Annotated in this window: 7 protein-coding genes; 4 read left to right on the top strand and 3 right to left on the bottom strand. The window is 75.4% G+C overall.

Going from position 1 to position 19,017, the window contains the following annotated elements; all coding sequences use genetic code 11:
- Nucleotides 1–339 precede the first annotated feature (339 nt).
- From ABGB06_RS03160 to ABGB06_RS03150, 3 genes are all read left to right on the top strand, one after another.
- Nucleotides 340–975, top strand: a complete 636-nt coding sequence (locus ABGB06_RS03160) for a sigma-70 family RNA polymerase sigma factor (RefSeq protein WP_347585084.1) — start codon at nucleotides 340–342, stop codon at nucleotides 973–975.
- Entirely contained in the window at nucleotides 972–2,273 is a 1,302-nt protein-coding gene (locus tag ABGB06_RS03155) for a hypothetical protein (protein WP_347585083.1), read from the top strand. The genes ABGB06_RS03160 and ABGB06_RS03155 overlap by 4 nt, the downstream gene beginning before the upstream one ends.
- A gap of 94 nt (nucleotides 2,274–2,367) precedes the next feature.
- Nucleotides 2,368–7,287, top strand: coding sequence for an FtsK/SpoIIIE domain-containing protein (locus tag ABGB06_RS03150; RefSeq protein WP_347585082.1), 4,920 nt, complete (start codon nucleotides 2,368–2,370; stop codon nucleotides 7,285–7,287).
- Between the two features lie 69 nt (nucleotides 7,288–7,356).
- Here ABGB06_RS03150 and ABGB06_RS03145 read toward each other — a convergent pair whose 3' ends face one another.
- The 3 genes from ABGB06_RS03145 to ABGB06_RS03135 all read right to left on the bottom strand — a co-directional run bounded on the left by ABGB06_RS03145 (nucleotide 7,357) and on the right by ABGB06_RS03135 (nucleotide 9,211).
- Entirely contained in the window at nucleotides 7,357–7,800 is a 444-nt protein-coding gene (locus ABGB06_RS03145) for a hypothetical protein (protein WP_347585081.1), read from the bottom strand.
- Nucleotides 7,801–7,836: 36 nt separating this feature from the next.
- Nucleotides 7,837–8,145: a hypothetical protein gene (locus tag ABGB06_RS03140; protein ID WP_347585080.1), complete on the bottom strand. Its 309-nt coding sequence runs from the start codon at nucleotides 8,143–8,145 to the stop codon at nucleotides 7,837–7,839.
- A 97-nt stretch (nucleotides 8,146–8,242) separates the two neighbouring features.
- Nucleotides 8,243–9,211 (bottom strand): serine/arginine repetitive matrix protein 2, encoded by a 969-nt coding sequence (locus ABGB06_RS03135; RefSeq protein WP_347585079.1) that lies wholly within the window; start codon nucleotides 9,209–9,211, stop codon nucleotides 8,243–8,245.
- Between the two features lie 207 nt (nucleotides 9,212–9,418).
- On the opposite strand from ABGB06_RS03135, the gene ABGB06_RS03130 reads away from it, so the two are divergent.
- Nucleotides 9,419–19,009, top strand: a complete 9,591-nt coding sequence (locus tag ABGB06_RS03130) for a hypothetical protein (protein WP_347585078.1) — start codon at nucleotides 9,419–9,421, stop codon at nucleotides 19,007–19,009.
- Nucleotides 19,010–19,017: the final 8 nt, after the last annotated feature.

Raw genomic sequence — 19,017 nt, 5'->3', positions numbered from 1 at the left:
TCGGACGGGCGAGTTCGTGGACCGGGTTTTGTTTCTCGCTCCGTCCCGGGCGGAACGGCGCATAACCGCGGCGCAACGGAATGCGCATAACGCACCGTCCGAGGGCCGTCGAGTTGCCGTCCGGGCGCCGTCCAGGGGCGGGGGCCTCGCCTCCTCCCCACTGGCGATTGTTCGATGGGGCAGCGTCGCGTGTCGTTTCGGACACCCGAAAGTCCCGGATGGCTTCCCGAACAACCCCTTTCCCCAAGGGTGTTGTACCGTAACGTGCGCAACAGAATCGCGATCTTGCCTCTCCTTGAACGACCACGGCCCCCGCACGCGTGCCTTGGAGCGAAAGCGATGTCTCACGCCCAGTCGCCTCAGCCGGTCGCGGCCCCTGCCGCCCCGCCGGTGACCGTGGCCCGTGCCGCGGAGCGTTCGACCCAGCCTCCGGCCCAGCGTTCGGCCCAGCGTTCGGCGGAGCTTTCGGGTGCGGTGCCGGCCGCCGAACGGTACCGGGAGCGCCTGTACCGGTACGTGGGCCGGCTGACCGCCGGGGACGCGCACCGGGCCGAGGACATCGTGCAGGAGACGATGCTCCGCGCCTGGCTCGCGGCCGACGAGTTCGTCGACGAGGGCGCGGTGTCCCGCCACAACGAGGACCATCTCGCCGCGTGGCTGCACATCGTCGCCCGCAACCTCGCCGTCGACGCCCGCCGCCGCGACCGGAGCGTGCCGATGGGCATCATGCCCGTGACCCTGCCGCATCGGGCGGCGGACGGCGCCGACGTGGCCGACGTGGTGGCCGACCGGGTCGCGCTGGTGCGTTCGCTGGCCCGGTTAAGCCCGCACCACCGCGAGGTCCTCGTCCACGTGCACGTCTACGACCGGTCCAGGGAGGACACCGCGCGCCTGCTGGGGATCCCCCAGGGCACCGTCAAGTCCCGCCTGCACTACGCCTTGACCGCCCTGCGACGGGAGTTCGCCGCGGCATGAGGACCACCGATCCGCTCGAGTTCATCGACCGGCACCGGGACACCATCTTCCTGGTGCTGGGCATCCTGGTCGCCGTCCTGGTGGCCTTCCTGCTGCTGCGGTACGTGGCGATGCGCCTGGGCGGCTGGCGCGCCGCCTGGGCACGGGTGCGCCGGGAGTGCGCGCTCACCGCGCACGCCTTCGCGGCGCCGTTCCGCGCCTGGTTGCGTCACCGGCGCTCGCTGCGGCTGCTGGTGCGCGCGCTGCGCGACCCCGCGACCTGGCGGGACGCCGAACGCGGCCTGGCCGCGGCCCGGCAGGCCGCCGCCCCCGCCGGCGGGCAGCCGTACGCCGCGCTGGTCGACGCGGACACCGTGACCGTGCTGCTGGCCGGCCGGCACCTTCCGACGCCCGAGGACGACGCCGACGACCCACCGGGTCACTGGAGCATCGACCGGGCCGACCTGCCGCCGGTGGTCCCGGCGCCCGACCAGCCGTATCCGGTGCTCGTCGCGCTCGGCGAGCGCGCGGGCCGCTGCGTGTTCCTGGACGTGGCCACCGGCCCGCCGCTGCTGAGCGTCGCGGGCGACCGGCGGTCCCGCACCGCCCTGCATCAGGCGGTCGCCGCGCAGCTCGACGCCCGCCTGCCGGCCGGCCTGGTGCTGGTCGCCGAGGGTGTGCACCGGCAGTTTCCCGGGCCGCCGGTACGGGCCGCCTACCGCACCGCGGAGGGCATCAGGCCACGGCACGGCGTGGCGCCCGTGCTGGTCACCGCGGAACTGCCCGATCCGCTGCCGCCCGGGCTCGTCGCCCCGCCGGACGGGCCGGCCGGCCCCCGGCTCCTGCTGCTCGGGCCGGGGCGCGGCTACCAGCGCACCCTGCTGACCGACCGGCACGGCCAGATCGTGGTCGTCGGCACGCCGTTGCTGGCCGCCGGCAACGCACTCGCCCGGGCGATCGCGCGGGTGCTGGGCGCGCTTCCCCCGGTCCTGCCGCCCACCCCGCCGGGCGCGGCACGCGCGTTCGCCGAGGAGGAGGACGCCGAGGAGACCGCGGCGCTGGCGGGCGAGGACGAGGAGGAGGAGACCTGGTCCGCCCCCGCCGCGTCCACCGCCGCCCACCGCCTCTCGCTGGCCGAGGAGGAGGAAGCCGAGGCCGAGGCCCCGGCGACCGGCGAGTCCGGCGAGCGGCGGTCGGGCACCGCGGAGGCCGCCGAACGACGGCGCGAGGCCGCCTCGGTCGGCTCCGCGCCCGGGCTGGGGGCACCTCCCGGGGCCTCCGGGCCCGGGGGAGACTCGCCCACCCGTTCCGCTCCCTGACCCGCCCGACCGGGCAGCGCCCGCGAGGGCCCGAAAGCGCCCGAACGCGCCCGGCAGCGCCAAGACATCGTCTGCTTCGACCGGTTGGACCCCCGTGAAGCTCACCGTCACCACCGCCGACCCGCAGGGCCGGCGCACCGATCGCCTGCTCGACCTGCCCGAGGACGCCACCGTCGCCGAGCTCGCCGCGGCGTTCGCGACCCCGCGGCTCTTCCTCGACCAGCAGCCGCTCGACTCCGGCGCACCGCTCGGCGCCAGCGGGGTACGGGACGGCGCGTTGCTCGGCCTGGGCGCCCCGGTGCCGTCGCGCACCACCGCGGCGGCCCGGGCCTGGCGGCCGCCCGCCGGCGACCCGGTGCTGCTGGAGCTGCGGCACGTCTCGGGCCCCGACGCCGGCCGGGTGTGGCGGCTCGGCCCCGGCAGCTACGAGGTCGGCACGGACCGGGGGTGCGCCATCCGCCTCGCGGCCCCGGACGCCGAGCACCCGCCGCTCCCCGGACCCGACGGGCCGAACGTCCCCGGTGCTTCCGGCGCTTCCGGCTCTCCCGACGCCCCCGGCGCCCTCGTGCTGGACGACGACGGCACGCCGGAGCGCGGCACCTGGATCACCGTGCACGCCGACGGCTCCGCCAGCTTCCGGCTGTCCGAGGACGCCGATCCGGACCGCTGCGGCCTGCGCAGCCTCACCCCGCCGCCGCCCGTCGATCCGGAGACCGGCACCCCGCTGACCGACGAGGAGCCGGCGGGCCCGCAGGACGGCGGCCCGGGCGGGCACAGCACCGAGCCCCCGCCCGCGGGACCCGACGGCCTCCCCGCCCCGCGGGCCCCGCTGCCGCCGGGCGCGCTGGCGCTGCCCTCCGACGGCTCCTCCGACTGGCCGGGCTACGCCGATCTCGCGCTCGGCGACCACCTGCTACGGCTGGCGCCGCCGCACCGTCCCGACGCCGCCGTCAAGCCCTCGGCGGACGGCCTCACCCTGGAGTACAGCCGCCCGCCGCGGCTCGCCCCGCATCTGGACGCCGAGAACCTCAGCCTGCCCGGGCCACCCGCCCCGCCGGGGCCGCGCCCGTTCCCGTTCATGCTGATGATCTCGCCCCTGGTGCTGGGCCTGGCCATGGTCACGATCTTCCGGTCGTTCTACTTCCTGATCCTCATCGTCTTCACCCCGCTGATGGCGGTCGGGAACTGGGTGACCGGGCGTCGCTCCAACCGCAAGCGGCACGAGGAGCAGGTCCGCCGCTACCGGCTGCGCCGCGCCGCGTTGGAACAGGAGATGCGCCGGGCGAGCGTCGAGGAGCGCCACCTGCGCAACACCGCCTCCCCCGATCCGGCGGCCGTGCTGCAGACCGCGGCCGGTCCCGGACACCAGCTGTGGGAGCGGCGCCGGCACCACCCCGACTACCTCACCCTGCGCCTCGGGACCGTGACCCGGGCGTCGCTCAAACGCATCAACGACCAGGCCAGGGAGCAGAACCACCGTCAGGTGCACTGGCGCCTCGCCGACGTGCCGATCGGCGCCGAACTGCCCGAGGCCGGGGTCATCGGCCTGACCGGCACCGGCCGCACCGTGCGCGCCGTCGCCCGTTGGGCCGTGGCCCAGGCCGCGGTCCTGCACAGCCCGCGTGACCTGCGCGTCGTCATCCTCACCGAGGAACAGCACGCCGCCGACTGGGCCTGGGTGCGCTGGTTGCGGCATCTGCGCCCGTACCGCGCCGGTTCGGCCGGACAGCCGCTGGTCAGCGTGGGCAACGACGAGGCGTCCACCGCGCAGCGGATCAGCGAGCTGTACGGCGACATCCAGGCCCGGATCGAGGCGGCGACCGCGGCCGGACGGCGCGGCGGAACCCCGTCCGGCGTGCCGGACGTGCTCGTCGTGCTGGACGGCGCCTACCGGCTGCGGGACATGCCGGGGGTGGTCAGCATCCTCACCCAGGGGCCGGGGGTGCGGGTGTTCAGCGTCTGCCTCGACGAGCGGGAACGCCTGCTGCCCGAGGAATGCACGATCGTCGTGACGGCCGCGGGTGACCGGCTGACCGTGCGCCGTTCCGGCGTCCCCGCGGTCCGCGACATCCGGGCCGACCAGGTCGGGCCCGAATGGTGCGAGGAGGTCGCGCGGGCCCTGGCCCCGCTGCGGGACGTCACCGTGGAGGCCGACGCGGGGCTGCCGGCCGAGGTGCGGCTGCTGCCGCTGATCGGCCAGGAGCCGCCGGATCCCGAGGCGTTGCTGCGCGACTGGGCACGCCGCCCCGCCGCCACCACGTTCGTCGTGGGCGCCAGCTTCGAGGGCACCGCCCACCTCGACCTGGTCGCGGACGGCCCGCACGGCCTGGTGGGCGGCACCACCGGTTCTGGCAAGTCGGAGCTGCTGCAGACGGTGATCGCCTCCCTGGCCGTCGCCAACCGGCCCGACGAGCTGACGTTCGTGCTCATCGACTACAAGGGCGGCGCCGCGTTCCGGGAATGCGCCGAACTCCCGCACACGCTCGGAATGATCACCGACCTCGACGGCCACCTCACGCAGCGCGCCCTGGCCTCCCTCGACGCCGAACTGCGGCGTCGCGAGCAGGTGCTGGCGGACGCCGGCGTGAAGGACGTCGACGAGTACCGGGCCAAACGCGCCCGCGATCCCGAACTGCCCGCGCTGCCGCGGCTGCTGCTGGTCATCGACGAGTTCGCGACGCTGGTCAGGGAGCTGGTCGAGTTCGTGCCCGGGCTGATCAGCCTGGCGCAGCGCGGTCGGTCCCTCGGCCTGCACCTGCTGCTGGCCACCCAGCGCCCGGCGGGCTCGGTCAGCAACGAGATCCGCGCCAACACCAACCTCCGCATCGCGCTGCGGGTCACCGACCGCACCGAGAGCCAGGACATCATCAACGCCCCGGGCGCCGCGGGCATCTCGCCCGCCACCCCCGGGCGGGCGCTGGTCCGGCGCAGCGAGGGTCCGCCCATCCCGTTCCAGACGGCGTTCGTCGGCACCGAACGGCCGGCGGCGGACGGTCCCGACGGGCCGGGGGGCGGCGGCGCCCATGGGGGTACCTCCCAGGCCCCCAGGGCCTGGGGTGGGGGTACCTCCCAGGCCCCCAGGGCCTGGGGGAGGGTGGTGCGCGGCATCGAGATCGACTGGCGGCAGCTCGGCCGGCCCGTCGTCCTGCCCCCCGCCGAGGCCGCCGAACCCGGGGTGGGGGCACCTCCCAGGCCCTCCGGGCCTGGGGGAGGCACGGTGGGCGAGCCCGCCGCCGGGGCGAACGGCGCCAACGGTTCGGATGGCACGAACGGCACGAACGGCGGTGAGCGGACCGATCCTCCCCCAGGCCCTGGGGGCCTGGGAGGTGCCCCCACCACGGACCTGACCGCGCTCGTGGCGGCGGTGCGCGCCGCGACCGAGGCGCTGCCCGACGTCCAACCGCAGCCGCGGCCCTGGCTGCCGCCGCTGCCGGAGGAGATCCCGTTCGAGGAGCCCGACGATCCTCCCCCAGGAGCCCTGCGGCTGGCGCTCGTTCCCTACGTCCTCTTCGACCTGCCGGCCGGCCAGCGGCAGACCACCGGCCATATCGACTTCGCGACGTTCGGCCACCTGTACGTGATCGGCGCGCCGCGCTCGGGCCGCACCCAGACGCTGCGCACGGTCGCCGGTTCCGCCGCGCTGCGGCTGACCACCGACCAGCTGCACGTCTACGGCATCGACGCCGCCGGCGGCGGGCTGGCGCCGCTGGAGACGCTGCCGCACTGCGGCGCGGTGGTCTCCCGGCACGATCCGGAGCGGCTGACCCGGCTGGTGCGGCGCCTGCTGGACGAGTTGACGTCCCGTCAGGCACGGCTCGCCCGACGGAACGTCGGCACGCTGACCGAGCTGCGGGCCAAGCTGCCCGCGGCGGAACGCCCCGCCCATCTGCTGGTACTGATCGACGGCTGGGACGCGCTGATCGAGACGATGGAGAAGGTGGACGGCGGGCGGACCCTGGAGGACCTGCTGCGACTGCTGCGCGAGGGCGCCGCGACCGGCATCCATCTGATCGCCACCTCCGAACGCCGGCTGCTCGGCGGCCGTCCAGGACAGCACAACGACCGGCGGGTCCTGCTGCGCCAGTCCGACCGGATGGACTACGCCCTCATCGGCGTCAACCGCAAGGCCGTGCCGGAGCATGTGCCGCCGGGCCGGGGGTGGTTCGCGCCGGGCGGCGCCGAGGGCCAGATCCTGACGCTGCCGCTGAACGCCCTCGCGAAGGGCGGCGACCAGGCCGACGCGCTGCGCGCGATCGGCCGCCGGGCGCAGGCCAGGGACGGCGGCGTGGCGGCCGAGCGGCGGCCGTTCCGGGTCGACGAGCTGCCGCACGTCGTCGGCTTCACGGAGGCCGTGGACCTCGTGCCCGAGGAGCTCCGCCGCCCGATGTGGGCGCTGTTCGGCGTGGGCGGCGACGACACCGGGCCGCTCGGCTTCGACTTCGCCGCCGAGTCCGGCGCGTTCATCATCGCCGGGCCGCCGCGCAGCGGGCGGTCCACGACGCTGGCGGCGATGTGCGTGTCGCTGGTGCTGGGCGGCACGTCGCTGGTGGTGGTCACGCCCCGGGAGTCGCCGCTGCGCCGGCTCACCGCCCACGGACTCGCCCACGTGATCGACGACCCCGACCCGTCGCCCGACGCGTTGAACGAGGCGCTGGAGGCGGTGCGCGGACGGCCCGCGGTGGTCGTGGTGGACGACGCGGAGCTGCTGATGACCGGGCGGGCCGACCAGGCGCTGCGCAAGGTGGGTTCGGCGGGGCGGGACCGCGGCCTGGGGCTGCTGCTGGCCGGCGCGGCCGAGGGCGTGATGACGACGCTCGGCTGGATCGGGGTGGCCCGCAGGTCCCGGCGCGGGCTGCTGCTCGGGCCCAGGAACCTGGGCGAGGGCGAGCTGATCGGCGTCCGGCTGGCGCCGGAACAGCTGCGCCCGCCGGCGGTGCCCGGGCGGGCCTGGGTGGCGGACGACACCGGGCGCCCGATGGCGGTGCAGGTGCCGCTGACCGTGCTGCAGGAGTGAGCGGCGCTCCGGCCGGGCCGCGTCGGGGCGGCCCGGCCGGACGCGCGGGGACGTCCGAGGGACGGCCGGCTAGGAGTTGGGCGTGAAGACCGAGTGGTCCTCGTTCCAGGTGCCGCCCGACCCGATGTCGCCGCCCGGCGGGGCCCAGTCCGGCGGGTCGTCCGTCGGGGTCTGCACCTCCTCGGCGGTGGTCTCGTAGCCGCCCTCACCGTCGATGCCCGACAGGGCGGACGCGAACAGCGCGGCGTCGTTGCTCTTGAACCCGTCGCTGATGCCGGTGAACAGGTTGGCGTAGCCCTGGATGTTGGACGCCGCCTGCTGGAGCGACCTGCTGAACTCCTCGTAGGCGGTCTTCAGCGCCGGGCTCGCCTGCTCCAGGTACAGGCCGTTGTCGAGCAGCGTGTCCACCCTGCTCAGCAGGTTGTAGATCTCGGGAATGATGATGCCGCACTGCGTGCTCAGCTTGCCGCTGGTCTCCGCGATGCCCGCGTAGTCGGCGGAGATGTCCGCCATCCGTGCCTCCTCGCCGAAGGGATTCGATCGCCGCCGCTAACCCTGGGGATTGCGGATGTTGTTCGCGTAGTCCTCGTCGAACTGCTCCATGCCGTCCTTGATGTCGACGAACTGCTGGGCGAACGACTCGACCGCGTTGCACAGGTCGGTCAGGCTGTTGTGGAGGTTGGTGTACGTCTCCGTGATGGCCGGACCGGTCTGCGGCATGATCAGGTCGTTGTTCAGCGCGTCGTCGATCGCCGCCTTGGCCGCGTCCTTGGCCGGCGTGAGCACGTTCTGGTTGCTGGCCCGCATCGCGGCCGCGGCCTCGTCGACGTCCGCGTAGGTGATGCTGATGTTGGGCATCGGACGGTCCCTCTTCTCCTCGTGGCTCGTTCGTCGCTCGTTCGTCGCTCGTTCGTCGCTCGTTCGTGGTTCGCCGGTGTCCTCGCTCGTGCCCGCCCTACGCGGGGCACCCGTCGTCGTCGTTCCCGGCCTCGTCCCAGCACTCGAACGGTCCTGAGCGGGTGAACTCGGTGGTCTCGGTCTTCTGCTCGCCGTCCTCGGTGTACGTCGAGGTGACGGTCCTGGTGCCCGAGCCGTCGGTGTCGTCGATAACGACGTCCTCCACCGTCGTGGAGCCGTCGGGCAGGGTGGTGGTGACCGTGTAGTCGCGGGTGTCGTACGAGGTGCCGTCGTCCCCCTCGACGATGTGCGGCTCGCTCGCGTACTCGACGGTCGTGGTGAGGGTCTCGCCGTCCTGGGTGGTGACGGTGGTCTCCTCCTTCATGATGTTGTAGTCGTCGTCGTACGACAGCACGATGTCGGTCGCGCCGCCCTCGCCGTCCGAGAACTCCAGGTGGCTCGGCGGGTGTTCCGGCGGCTTCGGCGGCTCCTCCCCCGGCGGCCGCGGCGGGTCCTCGGCGTTCTCCCACTCCGCGCACCAGCCGGGCGCGTCGTCCGCGGCGCACACCTCGTTGATGTCCGCGTCCGGGTTCTCCGCGAAGTACTCGGCGGCGCCGATCTCCTCCAGGAAGGAGTCCCACGCCTCCTTGTTCTCGGCCCACTCCTCGTAAGCCTCCCGCTCGCCCTCCCAGCGGTCGATCATGGCCTGGCCCGCCGAGGACGCGGCGCCCGAGGCGAGCAGGGCGTCCTGCTGGAACAGGCCGTCCGCGACGCCCGAGAACATGTCGCCGAACTGCCGCAGCTTGTCCTTGCCGTCGTCGATGCGGGCCTTCGACTTGCCGTAGAACAGCGCGAACTCGTAGGCCAGGTCGTACGAGCCGAACAGCGCCTCGTTCTCGGCGAGCGTGGCGTTGCCCACCTCCTCGTACACCCCGTCGCCGCCGCCCGAGTCGGCCCGGTCGGCCAGCAGGTGCAGCCCGCGCTGCATGGCGTAGAGCTGGTCGTAGTCCATGGCGAAGTCGGCCATGGCGCCTCCTCCCGCGGTTCGGTCGGTGCGCGGCCCCGGCGGGACCACCCTCGTGCCTTCTACGCACCAGCCGGGGCGGAAGGTTCAGCCGCCGGGGACGGCGCCTCGTGACCGGGATCGCTGAACCCGCCGGCCGGTTCGTGCGTAGAGGATGCGAGGCCACGAGCACGGCGACCGGCAGGCGACGACAGAGAGGGGAACCCGGCCATGCCCCGTCCCCCGGACTGGAGCTCCCTCGACCTGGACGGCGATCCCACGCCGGGAGATCCGGCACGGATCGAGGCCCTGCTGACGTCCCAGCAGGGGATCATCGACTTCCTCCAGGAGGTCGACGACGGCCTCGACGAGCTGTTGCGGGAGAACAGCTCGGGCTTCGTCGGTCAGACGGCCGACGCGCTGCGCGAGGCCATGGACGACCGGGTGCGCGGCTTCGTCCAGAGCTTCCGCGACGCCCACCAGGACCTGCACAACGCGCTGCAGACCTACCACGACGTCATGGTGGAGCAGCAGGGCGTCGCCGACGGGGCGTTGACGGCCGCCGAGGGCCTGGACAAGGAGGACGGGGAGTGGGAGACGCAGCGGAGCACCGCCACCTCCGCCGGCGACGCGCTGGACGAGGCCGCGTCGACCGCCGCGACCGCCGTCTCGAGCGCGACCGCCGGCATCCAGTCGATGCTCGACCCGTGTGAGGAGATCTGGAAGATCCTCTCCTGGATCGCCATCGCCCTGATCATTCCCGCGCTCATCATGGGCGGTCCGGTCGCCCTGGTCGCCCTCGCGCTGAACGCCGCCATCATGATCAAGACGGCGATCGACTTCGCCAGCGGCAAGGCGAGCATCACCGAGCTGATCCTGTCGGTCCTCGGCGTCCTGGTGCCCACCACCCGGGGCATCAACATCGCCAAAGGATGGTCCGCCCTGAAGGGTTGGGCCGGCGGCGCCGCGGCGTCGTTGAAGGGCCTGAGCCTGAGCAAGATCGTCGCCGGCACGGGCCACCTGATCGTGTCAGGGCTCAAGTGGTTCGTCGGGGTGGCCCGCGCGGCGGTCTCGCCCCAGTCCTGGGCGAACCTCGCCAAGTCCATCCGCACCAGCGGCTTCTTCCAGTACGTGGGCCTGCACTTCAAGGGCTTCGGCCCGCTGGCCGTCATCCTGCCGGTGAACGCCGCCGAACTCGGCCGCGTCGGCTCGCTCTCCGGGCTGATGCGGGGCTTCCGGATCTCCGTGTTCGACCGGGGCCTGATGAACCAGTACCGCACCGGGGCGTGGGTCAACGGCACCAACGTCATCGACATCAGGGCCATCAGGGGCTTCGACGACGCCGGCCGGCCGCTGCTGAGCCCGGGCGGCTGGGCCAAGTACCAGCCGGGGGGCGCCGCCGCGGCCCGCGGCCTGGGCAGCATCGGCACCTTCATCCCCGATCCGCCGTCCGCCACCCAGCTCCTCGCCCTCGGCGGCCTGTCCCTGGGTCATCTGCCCGTCGTGCCGACGACGACGAGCCCCGTGCGGGACCTGGCGGCGGCCGCCCCGCCGATCGGGATCTCGCCGCCGTCGCACGTGTCGCTGCCGACCACGACGATCGCCCATCCGCCGCCGGCCGGGGGCCTCGTGACCGGATCGTCCACGTCGGCGCCGTCGCCGGGGAACGTGCCGATCGCGGACCTGGCCCCGGTGCAGCCGATCTCCCTCTACTTCGCCGACCGCGGCCTGCACCTGGGCGTCACCGGCACCAGCACGCCCGGCGCCGCCCTGCCCGCGCTGAACGACCTGCCCGTCCCGGGCGAACTCCACGTTCCGCTGCCGGCCTCCGTGGTCGCGCACGTCCCCGGGCCGCAGGGCCAGACCGTCGGCGTGCAGATCCCGCTGCTCTCGCCGAGCGCCGCGACGACCGCCGGGGCGAACGTGGCGGGCACGGCCGGGGCGCGACTGGACACCGTCGTGCTGGACATCAACCTGGGGACGTTCGCGCCGATCCGGATGAGCTACGGCGACAACGGCCTCACGGTCGCGCGGACCGGCGCCGGGGAGATGCCCCCGATCGACGTGTCCACCATGCCGCAGCTCGGCGAGGTGATGACGGTGCCGCCGAGCGGGCTCAACGTCGGGCGCGGCGACCTCGGCGCCGTCGCCGCCCTGGGCGGGCTCGACGTCCCGCGCACGAGCCAGATCACCGGCAACCTCGGCGCGCCGGGCCGGACCACGGCGGGCGGGCTCGCGCCCGAACAACTCGCCCTCGACCTCAACGTCGGCTCGGTGCCGCCGCTCCGCCTGCACTTCACCGACCAGGGCATGGCCCTCGGCCCGCCGGACGTCGCCCTTCCGGGCGCCGCCGGCCGGCTGGACGCCGGCACGACCCACACGCCCGCACCGCAGGGCGCCGGCGCGGAGACCAGGGCGGGCACATCGCTCCCCGAGGGCGTCGGCCTCCAGCAGCCGTCACCCAGCCAGTTGGAGCTCGACCTCGGCGCCGCGTCGAAGGTCTCGGTCACCCTCGGCGAGGGTCTGGAGCACACCGCGGTCGCCGTCCCCCTGATCCGGACGGACGCCGCTGCCGCCCACGCCGCCTCGGTGCCGCCGCCGTCGCCGGCCACGACGCAGGCGGCGGCGCAGGCACCGGTGCCCGGGGCGTCCGGCGCGCCCGCCCCGCCAGCCCGGCAGCCGGGCGCCGGGTCGTTGGGCGACATCACCCTGCACGCGCACGGTGTGGCCCCGGTCCGGATCAGCTCCATCGTGAGCACCCCGGCCGGCGGGACGTCGTCGGTCGACTCCACCGTCCCCGCGCCGGCCGCGACGCAGGCCGGGAGCCGGTCGGGAACGCGGGACGGGGTCACCGGCGACCACGTCGCCACGTCGGGATCCGTGGTCGAGGTGCGGAGCCTGGGCACCCCGGCCCCGCCTCTCCGGGGCGATCCGGTCCCGACCGAGGCGGCGCCGGCGCCGGCGCCGGGGGGCGTGACGGAGGCGGCGACGGTCGAGGCGACGCCCGTCCCGGTGCCCGTCCGTGCCGAAACCGGCGGACAGACCGGCGGTTCGGGACTCGGCGGTTCGGGACTCGGCGGTTCGGAACGCGGTGGCTCCGGACTCGGCGGCTCGGGCCTGCGCGGCGGCGAGACGCCGGGACCGCGGCCGTTCACCAGCGGCCCGCTGGAGGGCCACACCGTCACGCCGGCGCGGGGCGGCGAGCCGCCGTCCGTGACCGGCCCCGGCGGCCGGCCCGCGGACGCGTCCCTCACCCGCCTCGGCAACGGCGCCTGGCTGGTCGGGCTGCCCGAACGCCCGCGGGTCCTGGTCGACGACGCGGGGGCGCACACCCACACCGTCGTCCCGCTGCGCGCCGAGGGCGGCGCCGAGACCGGCCGGTTCGTCGGCGTGCCGGTGCGGAACGACGGCGCGGCCGTGCTGTTCCACGAGAAGGGCGCGGTCATGCCGGGCCGGGCGAGCGTCGTCGGCGAGTCGATCACGGTCCAACGGCTGGGCGGCGGCGTCGACTTCCACGCCATGGACGGCAGCCCGCTGGGCCGCTCCCAACCGCTGCCGGGACCCGACCGGCACCAGCTGATGACGCCCGCCGACGGCGGCCGGCCCTACGTGGTGGGCCCGAACGGCACGGCGTTGGACGGCGCCTCGACGTCCCGGCTGGGCGACGTCGGCTGGCTGGCGCACCGGCCCGGGCAGCACCCGGTGCTGGTGGAGGGACCGCGCGGCCAGAGCTACACGGTGGTCACGCTGGCCGGGCGCCCCGGCCAGCCGGATCTGCTGGCCCTGGTCGGGAGGGACGGTGTGCCCTACCCGGTGCCCCGCGCGGCGGACGGCTCCGCGGCGCCCGGCGTGGTCAGGACCGGGCCGCGGGGCACCGGCACCCTGCACGTGGACGAACCCGGCGGCCGGTTCTCGGTGTTCGACGCCGACACCGGCGCGTTCCGGGGCGACGGGCGCAACGGCGTCGGCATGGACGGCGTCGACGGCGACGAGTTCCGGCGCCTGGGTGAGGCGGACCGGCAGGCGGTCCTCGACGACCTCGCGCGCCGCGGGGGCGGGCGCGGCGAGACGCCGGTGCCCGACGTCACCACCTCGCCGCTCGTCTACATGCTGCACACCGTGCGGAACGGCGCGGTGGAGATGGACGATCTGGCGGGCCGGGCCGCCGCCGGCGTGCCACCGCCGAACGCCGGCGCGTTCGGCGTGCCGGGCCGGCCGGGCGCCACCCTGCACGTCTCGCTCGACCCCGGGACCGGCCGGGTGCGCGGCGCCACCGTGACCGGCGACGGCGGGCTCGACGTGCGGCACGTGCGGGACGGCGACGCGGACGTGCTACACGTCACCGCCCGGGGCGGGGACGGCGAGGTGACCACCGTGCACCGCGAACGGTGGGTGCCGGTCGCCGACGACGTCCGCGGCACGAACCTGCGCTTCGACGCGGCGCGGCCGACCGCCGCGCCCACCCTGGTGCGGCCGGGGCCCGACGGCGTGCCGGCCGACGTTCCCGGCGGCGTCATCCGGCTCGGCGACGCCGCCGGCCACCGGGTGGCCCTCGCGGATGGCCGGTTCGTCGCCGTCGACGGCACCGGTGCCCTCACCCATCGCGTCGTGCCGTTGGCGCCGCGGGACGGCGGCCCACCCCAGGACCACGTCTACGCGCCGGCGCGCGGCGGCGGTGCGCCGGAGCTCAGGGGCGCCGACGGCGGGGACCGCCCGCGGGCCACCGTGGTGCGCTCCGGCGACACCTACCGGGTCACGCGCCCCGGCGCCGACCACGTCACGTCCGTGCACGCCCTCGACGGCGGCTGGCTGCACGACGCGCACGTGATCCGGGGCGGCAGCGTCCTCGACGGGAACCATCTGGCCGTGCCCCGCGACCCCGCCGGCGCCCGGGTGGTGGACGCGCGCGGCGGGGCCGTCCCGGGCGCCACCGTCCGGCCGTTGGGGGGCGACGGGTTCCGCGTCGAGTCGCACGGCGGGAACCCGGCGGTGCTGGACGGCGCGGGACGGGTCAGCCACGACGTCGTCACGCTCCGACTCCCCGACGGCACCGGCGGGTTCGCCACCCGGGCGCGCGGCGCCGAGTACGCGCACGGCCTCTACCGCGGGCAGGACCAGGCGGTGGCGGGCGCCGACGTGCGGTTCGGCCGGGACGGCGGCGGGGGCGACCTGGCCATGGTCACGCTGGGCCGCACCACGGCCGAGTACCGGATCGCCGGGCCGCCGGGCGCGTTCCAGGGAAACGCCGTGCGGGCGACGCACGAGATCCACGGCGGCAGCCCCGTCGACGGCGGCCGCCTGGTGGTGTCCGACCCCCATGGCACGCCCACCGCCCACCTGGTGACCCGGGGCGGCCAGCGCTCGGACGTCGCGGTCGTGCCCCAGCGGGGCGACGCCTTCCGGATCCCGGCGGCGGCCGGCCGGCCGCACACCGTGGTGAGCGCCGCCGGCGAGTTCCGGGGCACGGCCCTGCCGTTGATCGGTGGGGGCGCCGGCGGGCCCGGCGCGGCCCGGGAGTTCGCCTACCGGCCCGCCGGGGCGGGCGCGGGCGGGCCGGAGCTGCGCGGCGCGGACGGCGGCCCGGTGCCGCAACGCGACTTCGCCTGGAACGCCACCTCCTACACCGTCACGGACCGGGTCAGCGGCGTCAGGTACGTCCACGGCAGCGGGGACGGGCGGCTCACCGAGCGGACCATCCCGATGCACGGCGGGCCCCTCGACGGCCGGGAGCTGAACCTGCCCGCCGACCCCCGCCGCCCGGCCCGGATCACCGGCGACGGGGGCGGTACGGCCACCGTCACCCCGCAGCACGACGGCGCGTTGCGCGTCCAGCACGGCGCCCACCACGTCGTTCTCGACCCGCACACCGGGACCGTCACCCGGCCGCACGTCACCACCCTCACCCGGCCCGGCGCCGACGGCACCCCGCGCACCGTCGGCTACGCCTTCGACCGCCCGCACGGCGCCGGCGTCGACCCGGCGCCGCGGCAGGCGGACGGCCGGGCGGTCGACGGCGCCACCCTGGACCGGCTGCCCGGCGGCGACCTGGTGTGGCGCCGCGACGGGGAGAACCTGCTCGCCCGGTTCGACGGCACCAGCGGCGCCTTCCGCTTCGACGCCAGGCGACTCACCGGACCGCGGGCGGGCGCGGCCGGCGACCACGTCCGCGTGCACCGGATGACGCACAACGGCACCGAGTACCGCGCCTACGACCTCCTCGACGCCGATCTCAACCCGCGGACCGGCCACGTGGTCACCAGCCGGCCCGCGACGGCGGGCCAGCCCGACCGGGGCTTCCGGGTGGAGACGGCGAACGGCGACCAGGTCTGGCTGTTCAACGCCCAGGGCCGGGTGGACCACCACCTCGGCCCGCCCGACGCCGGCAACGTCCGCACCGTCACCCGGCAGGACGGCGGCACGTTCCGGGCCCTCACGCTGTCGGACGGCGTCGGCACCCGGTTCCTGGACCTGACCGACCCTGCCGCGCTGCGGCTGCTCGACGGCGACCTGCGCGCCACCACCCTGCCGCACGGCGCGATCACGCCACGGGCGGCCGGCGGCTACCGGATCGACGGCCCGCCCGGCGGCCTCCGGGCGGACGAGTGGCGGCAGTACGACGCCCGCGGCCGGCTGACCGAACAACGGATCAACCCCACCCACCGGGGCGCGGCGGTCACCGGCCAGTACTTCCGGATCACGTACTCCTACGACGGTGACGGGCTGTTGACCGGCACCTGGGAGCGGTGGCGTGGGAACGCGGCTCCGCCCCGGCCCGGGCCGGTGATGGACCGCGGCACGGTGGACACCGCGGGCGCCGGGCAGGGCCTCGTCACGCTGAAGACCCACTTCGGCGGCCACGTCTTCGAACGCCGGCCGCTGCCGAACGGCCACACGGTGGACACCCACGCGCCCGGCAGCGTGACGCCCTTCAGCAACCAGCGGCAGCTGTGGTCCGAACTGGACGCGAGCGGTCGGCCGGTGGCGGGCGGCCACGGCGTCCGGGCCTGGACGGCCACCGGCGAGTGGTTCGACCGCCCCACGGGCGTCCACGCCGGCACCATGCCGTCGGACGCCGTGCGCCATATGCGGGTGGCGCCGCAGGGCGGCCACATCCTCACCGTCCGGGACGGCGGAACCCTCGGCCGGTGGCACTACTTCGACGCCGAGGGCCGGCAGCTGGCCCGGGGCGACCGCGCCTGGGCCACGCTCGGGGACGGCTGGGTCGACCGCGTTCCCGATCCGCGCACCGGCCATCTCGTGGAGGTGGACGTCAAGACGGGGCGGCTCGCCGTGCACGGCGTCCGCACGTTCCGGATGCACGACCTCGGCCCCGACGGGCTGCCGAAGGCCGACTGGTCGATGGTCTCGCACCAGGGCAAGCCGATCGGCTCCCGGCGCCCCCCGCCCGGCGGCGGCTGGATGGAGACGCACCGGGTCGCCGACCAGCGCCCGCCGAACTGGTACCGCAGCCTGCTCAGCTCCGAGTTCCGGCACACCGACTCCGGCCGGCTGGGGGCGTGGGCGCGGGACACCAGGTTCCAGACGCACACCTACCGGACGGAGAGCACGTCCGGCATCCGGCAGGTCGGCCTGCGCGGCCACACCACCTACAGCATTGACCGCGGGGGTCGCCTGACCGCCGAGACCCGCACGCTGTCCAACGGTCACACGCTCACCGTGGGCCACCACGACGTCCCGCTGCCCGCCGGGGCCGGGCCGGTCGACCGCTACCTGCCCTGGTCGGAGGGCGCCGGCAACCGGCAGGGCCACCGCACGTACGACCGGGGCGACTTCGGCGCCGCCGCACCGCCCGCGGGCAGCGGCCGGGCGGCGCGCGACATCGTGTGGGTCGACCGGTACGCGGACGGCCCCGGCGACTGGTACACGCCGGCCGCCGGGCGGGACTGGCAGGTGGCGCGGGTCGGCTTCCGGGACGGCACGATGCTGGAGTACCGGCCCCGCGCCCACGGGACGGGCCGGGACTGGACGGTGTACGACCACCACGGCCAGATCGTGGCCCGCCAGGACACCTGGCCGTCCCGCGGTCCCGGCGCGCCGCCGGGAGAGGGCGCGGTCCAGGTCGTCAGCGCGTACCCGGGGAAGGGGAAGGCCACCTGGTCCATCCCGGGCACCACGGTCCGGGGCGAGCGGCACCTGGCGGACCGGAACCAGTTCGACCACGTCAACTACTTCGACCCCGGCTCCTACCGGGACTTCGTGGACGGCCGCATGGTCCGCGAGCACCGGCTGCTGGGGGACGGCGTCACCGTCGACTCCTGGCTGGTGTCCCGGGGTGCCGGCGGCGAGGAGGTCTGGCACTGGAACAAGACGGACCGCGACGGCAACGTGCTGGCCTTCGGCGGGCAGGCCGACCGGGTCCGCTTCTGGTTCGACGGGGACCGCCTGCTGTCCGCCTGGCGGCCGGGAGCCCGGTGGGAGGACTGGCTCCGCGAGCCCGCCCCGCCGCCGGGTGGCGCCGCGGGCGGGGCCGGGCACGGGGCCGGGGCCGCGGGTGCCGCGCCGGCACCCGTACGGATCCAGGAGATCCCCAAGCCCGTGGGCGGGGCGCTGCGCCAGGGACTCAACGACGCGCCGCTCCGGGTGCGCGAGTACGCGCCCACCCCGGACACCGTGAACGCCGCCGTCCGGGGCCAGGACGCCTACCGCACCTGGAAGGAGTTCGAGAGCGGCTCCGTGGCCCGCACCAGGAGCGCCGTGGGGGACGGGAGCTTCCACGAGGTCGAGAGCATGACCCAGCAGTGGCGCCGGTACGTCCACCCCGACACGGGAGGGGCGACCGTGGTCACCGACCGGTCGATGGTCGGCTTCGTCCGGGAGCAGCCGGCCGGCTCGTTCGCCGCCGGCGCCGCGCCGTACCGCGGCTCCCTCGCCCTGGTCGGCAGGGACACCCACTTCATGGGATCGCTCAACGAGTTCCGCGGCTACGAGCGGATGTACCGTCAGCCGCGGCGCGCGGACTGGGGCCCCGCCGTGAACGGCGAGTCCACCTACACCCCGTTCCTGACCAAGGGGTCGCACCAGTTCGCGGTCGAGTTCGCCCAGGAGTTCGTGCTCGACTTCCTCATGAACCTGGCGGTCTACGCCGCGCTGCCCGGGCCGTTCACCGGCACGGACGTCGCCCAGGCCGCGGTGGTGGCCGCCGTCTCCGGCGGCCTCAAGGCGGGCGTCGGCGGCCTCCAGAACTTCGCCATGAACCACAGCACGTTCCGGCTGGGACTGAACTGGCTGGACCGGGGCCTGCCCTTCCACCTCCGGCAGGACGACGACAACTGGCCGTCCGAATGGGCCGGGAACGAGTTCGTGCTGCGGTGGCGCGGCGGCACCTTCGACTTCTTCCGCGACTCCATCGCCCTGGCGCCGCTGGGCGCGTTCCTGGGCAACCTCGCCGCCATCGAGGCGTTCGGCATGCGGGACGCCGAGGGCAACCGGCACGAGGTCTCCGCGGCCCAGGCCGCCGCGTTCGCCGGCGCGGCCGCCGCCGGCAGCCTGGTCGGGTCGCTCGCCGTGGGCGTGGCGCGGACCTCGTTGCAGAACACCATCGGCGTGCGCTGGTACCACCGGCAGGGCGTGGTCGACTTCGTGGTCTTCCCGATGCTCAGCAAGCTGATGGACAAGCTGCTGGGCGGCTTCGTCTTCGTCCCCGTGGTCCGCGACTCGCTGGGCCTCCAGTCGCCGACCGGCAGCCCGCCGCCCCAGTCGGAGACACAGCCGGGAACGCAGCCGGAAACGCAGCCGGAAACGCAGGCCGTGCCCGTGCTCGGACCGACGTCCGACTATCCCCCGCAGGAATCGCGGGGTTAACCAGGGTT

Source organism: Streptomyces sp. B6B3 (assembly GCF_039871525.1).
Taxonomy (GTDB): Bacteria; Actinomycetota; Actinomycetes; order Streptomycetales; family Streptomycetaceae; genus Streptomyces.
This window is presented reverse-complemented; position numbering and strand designations above follow the sequence as displayed.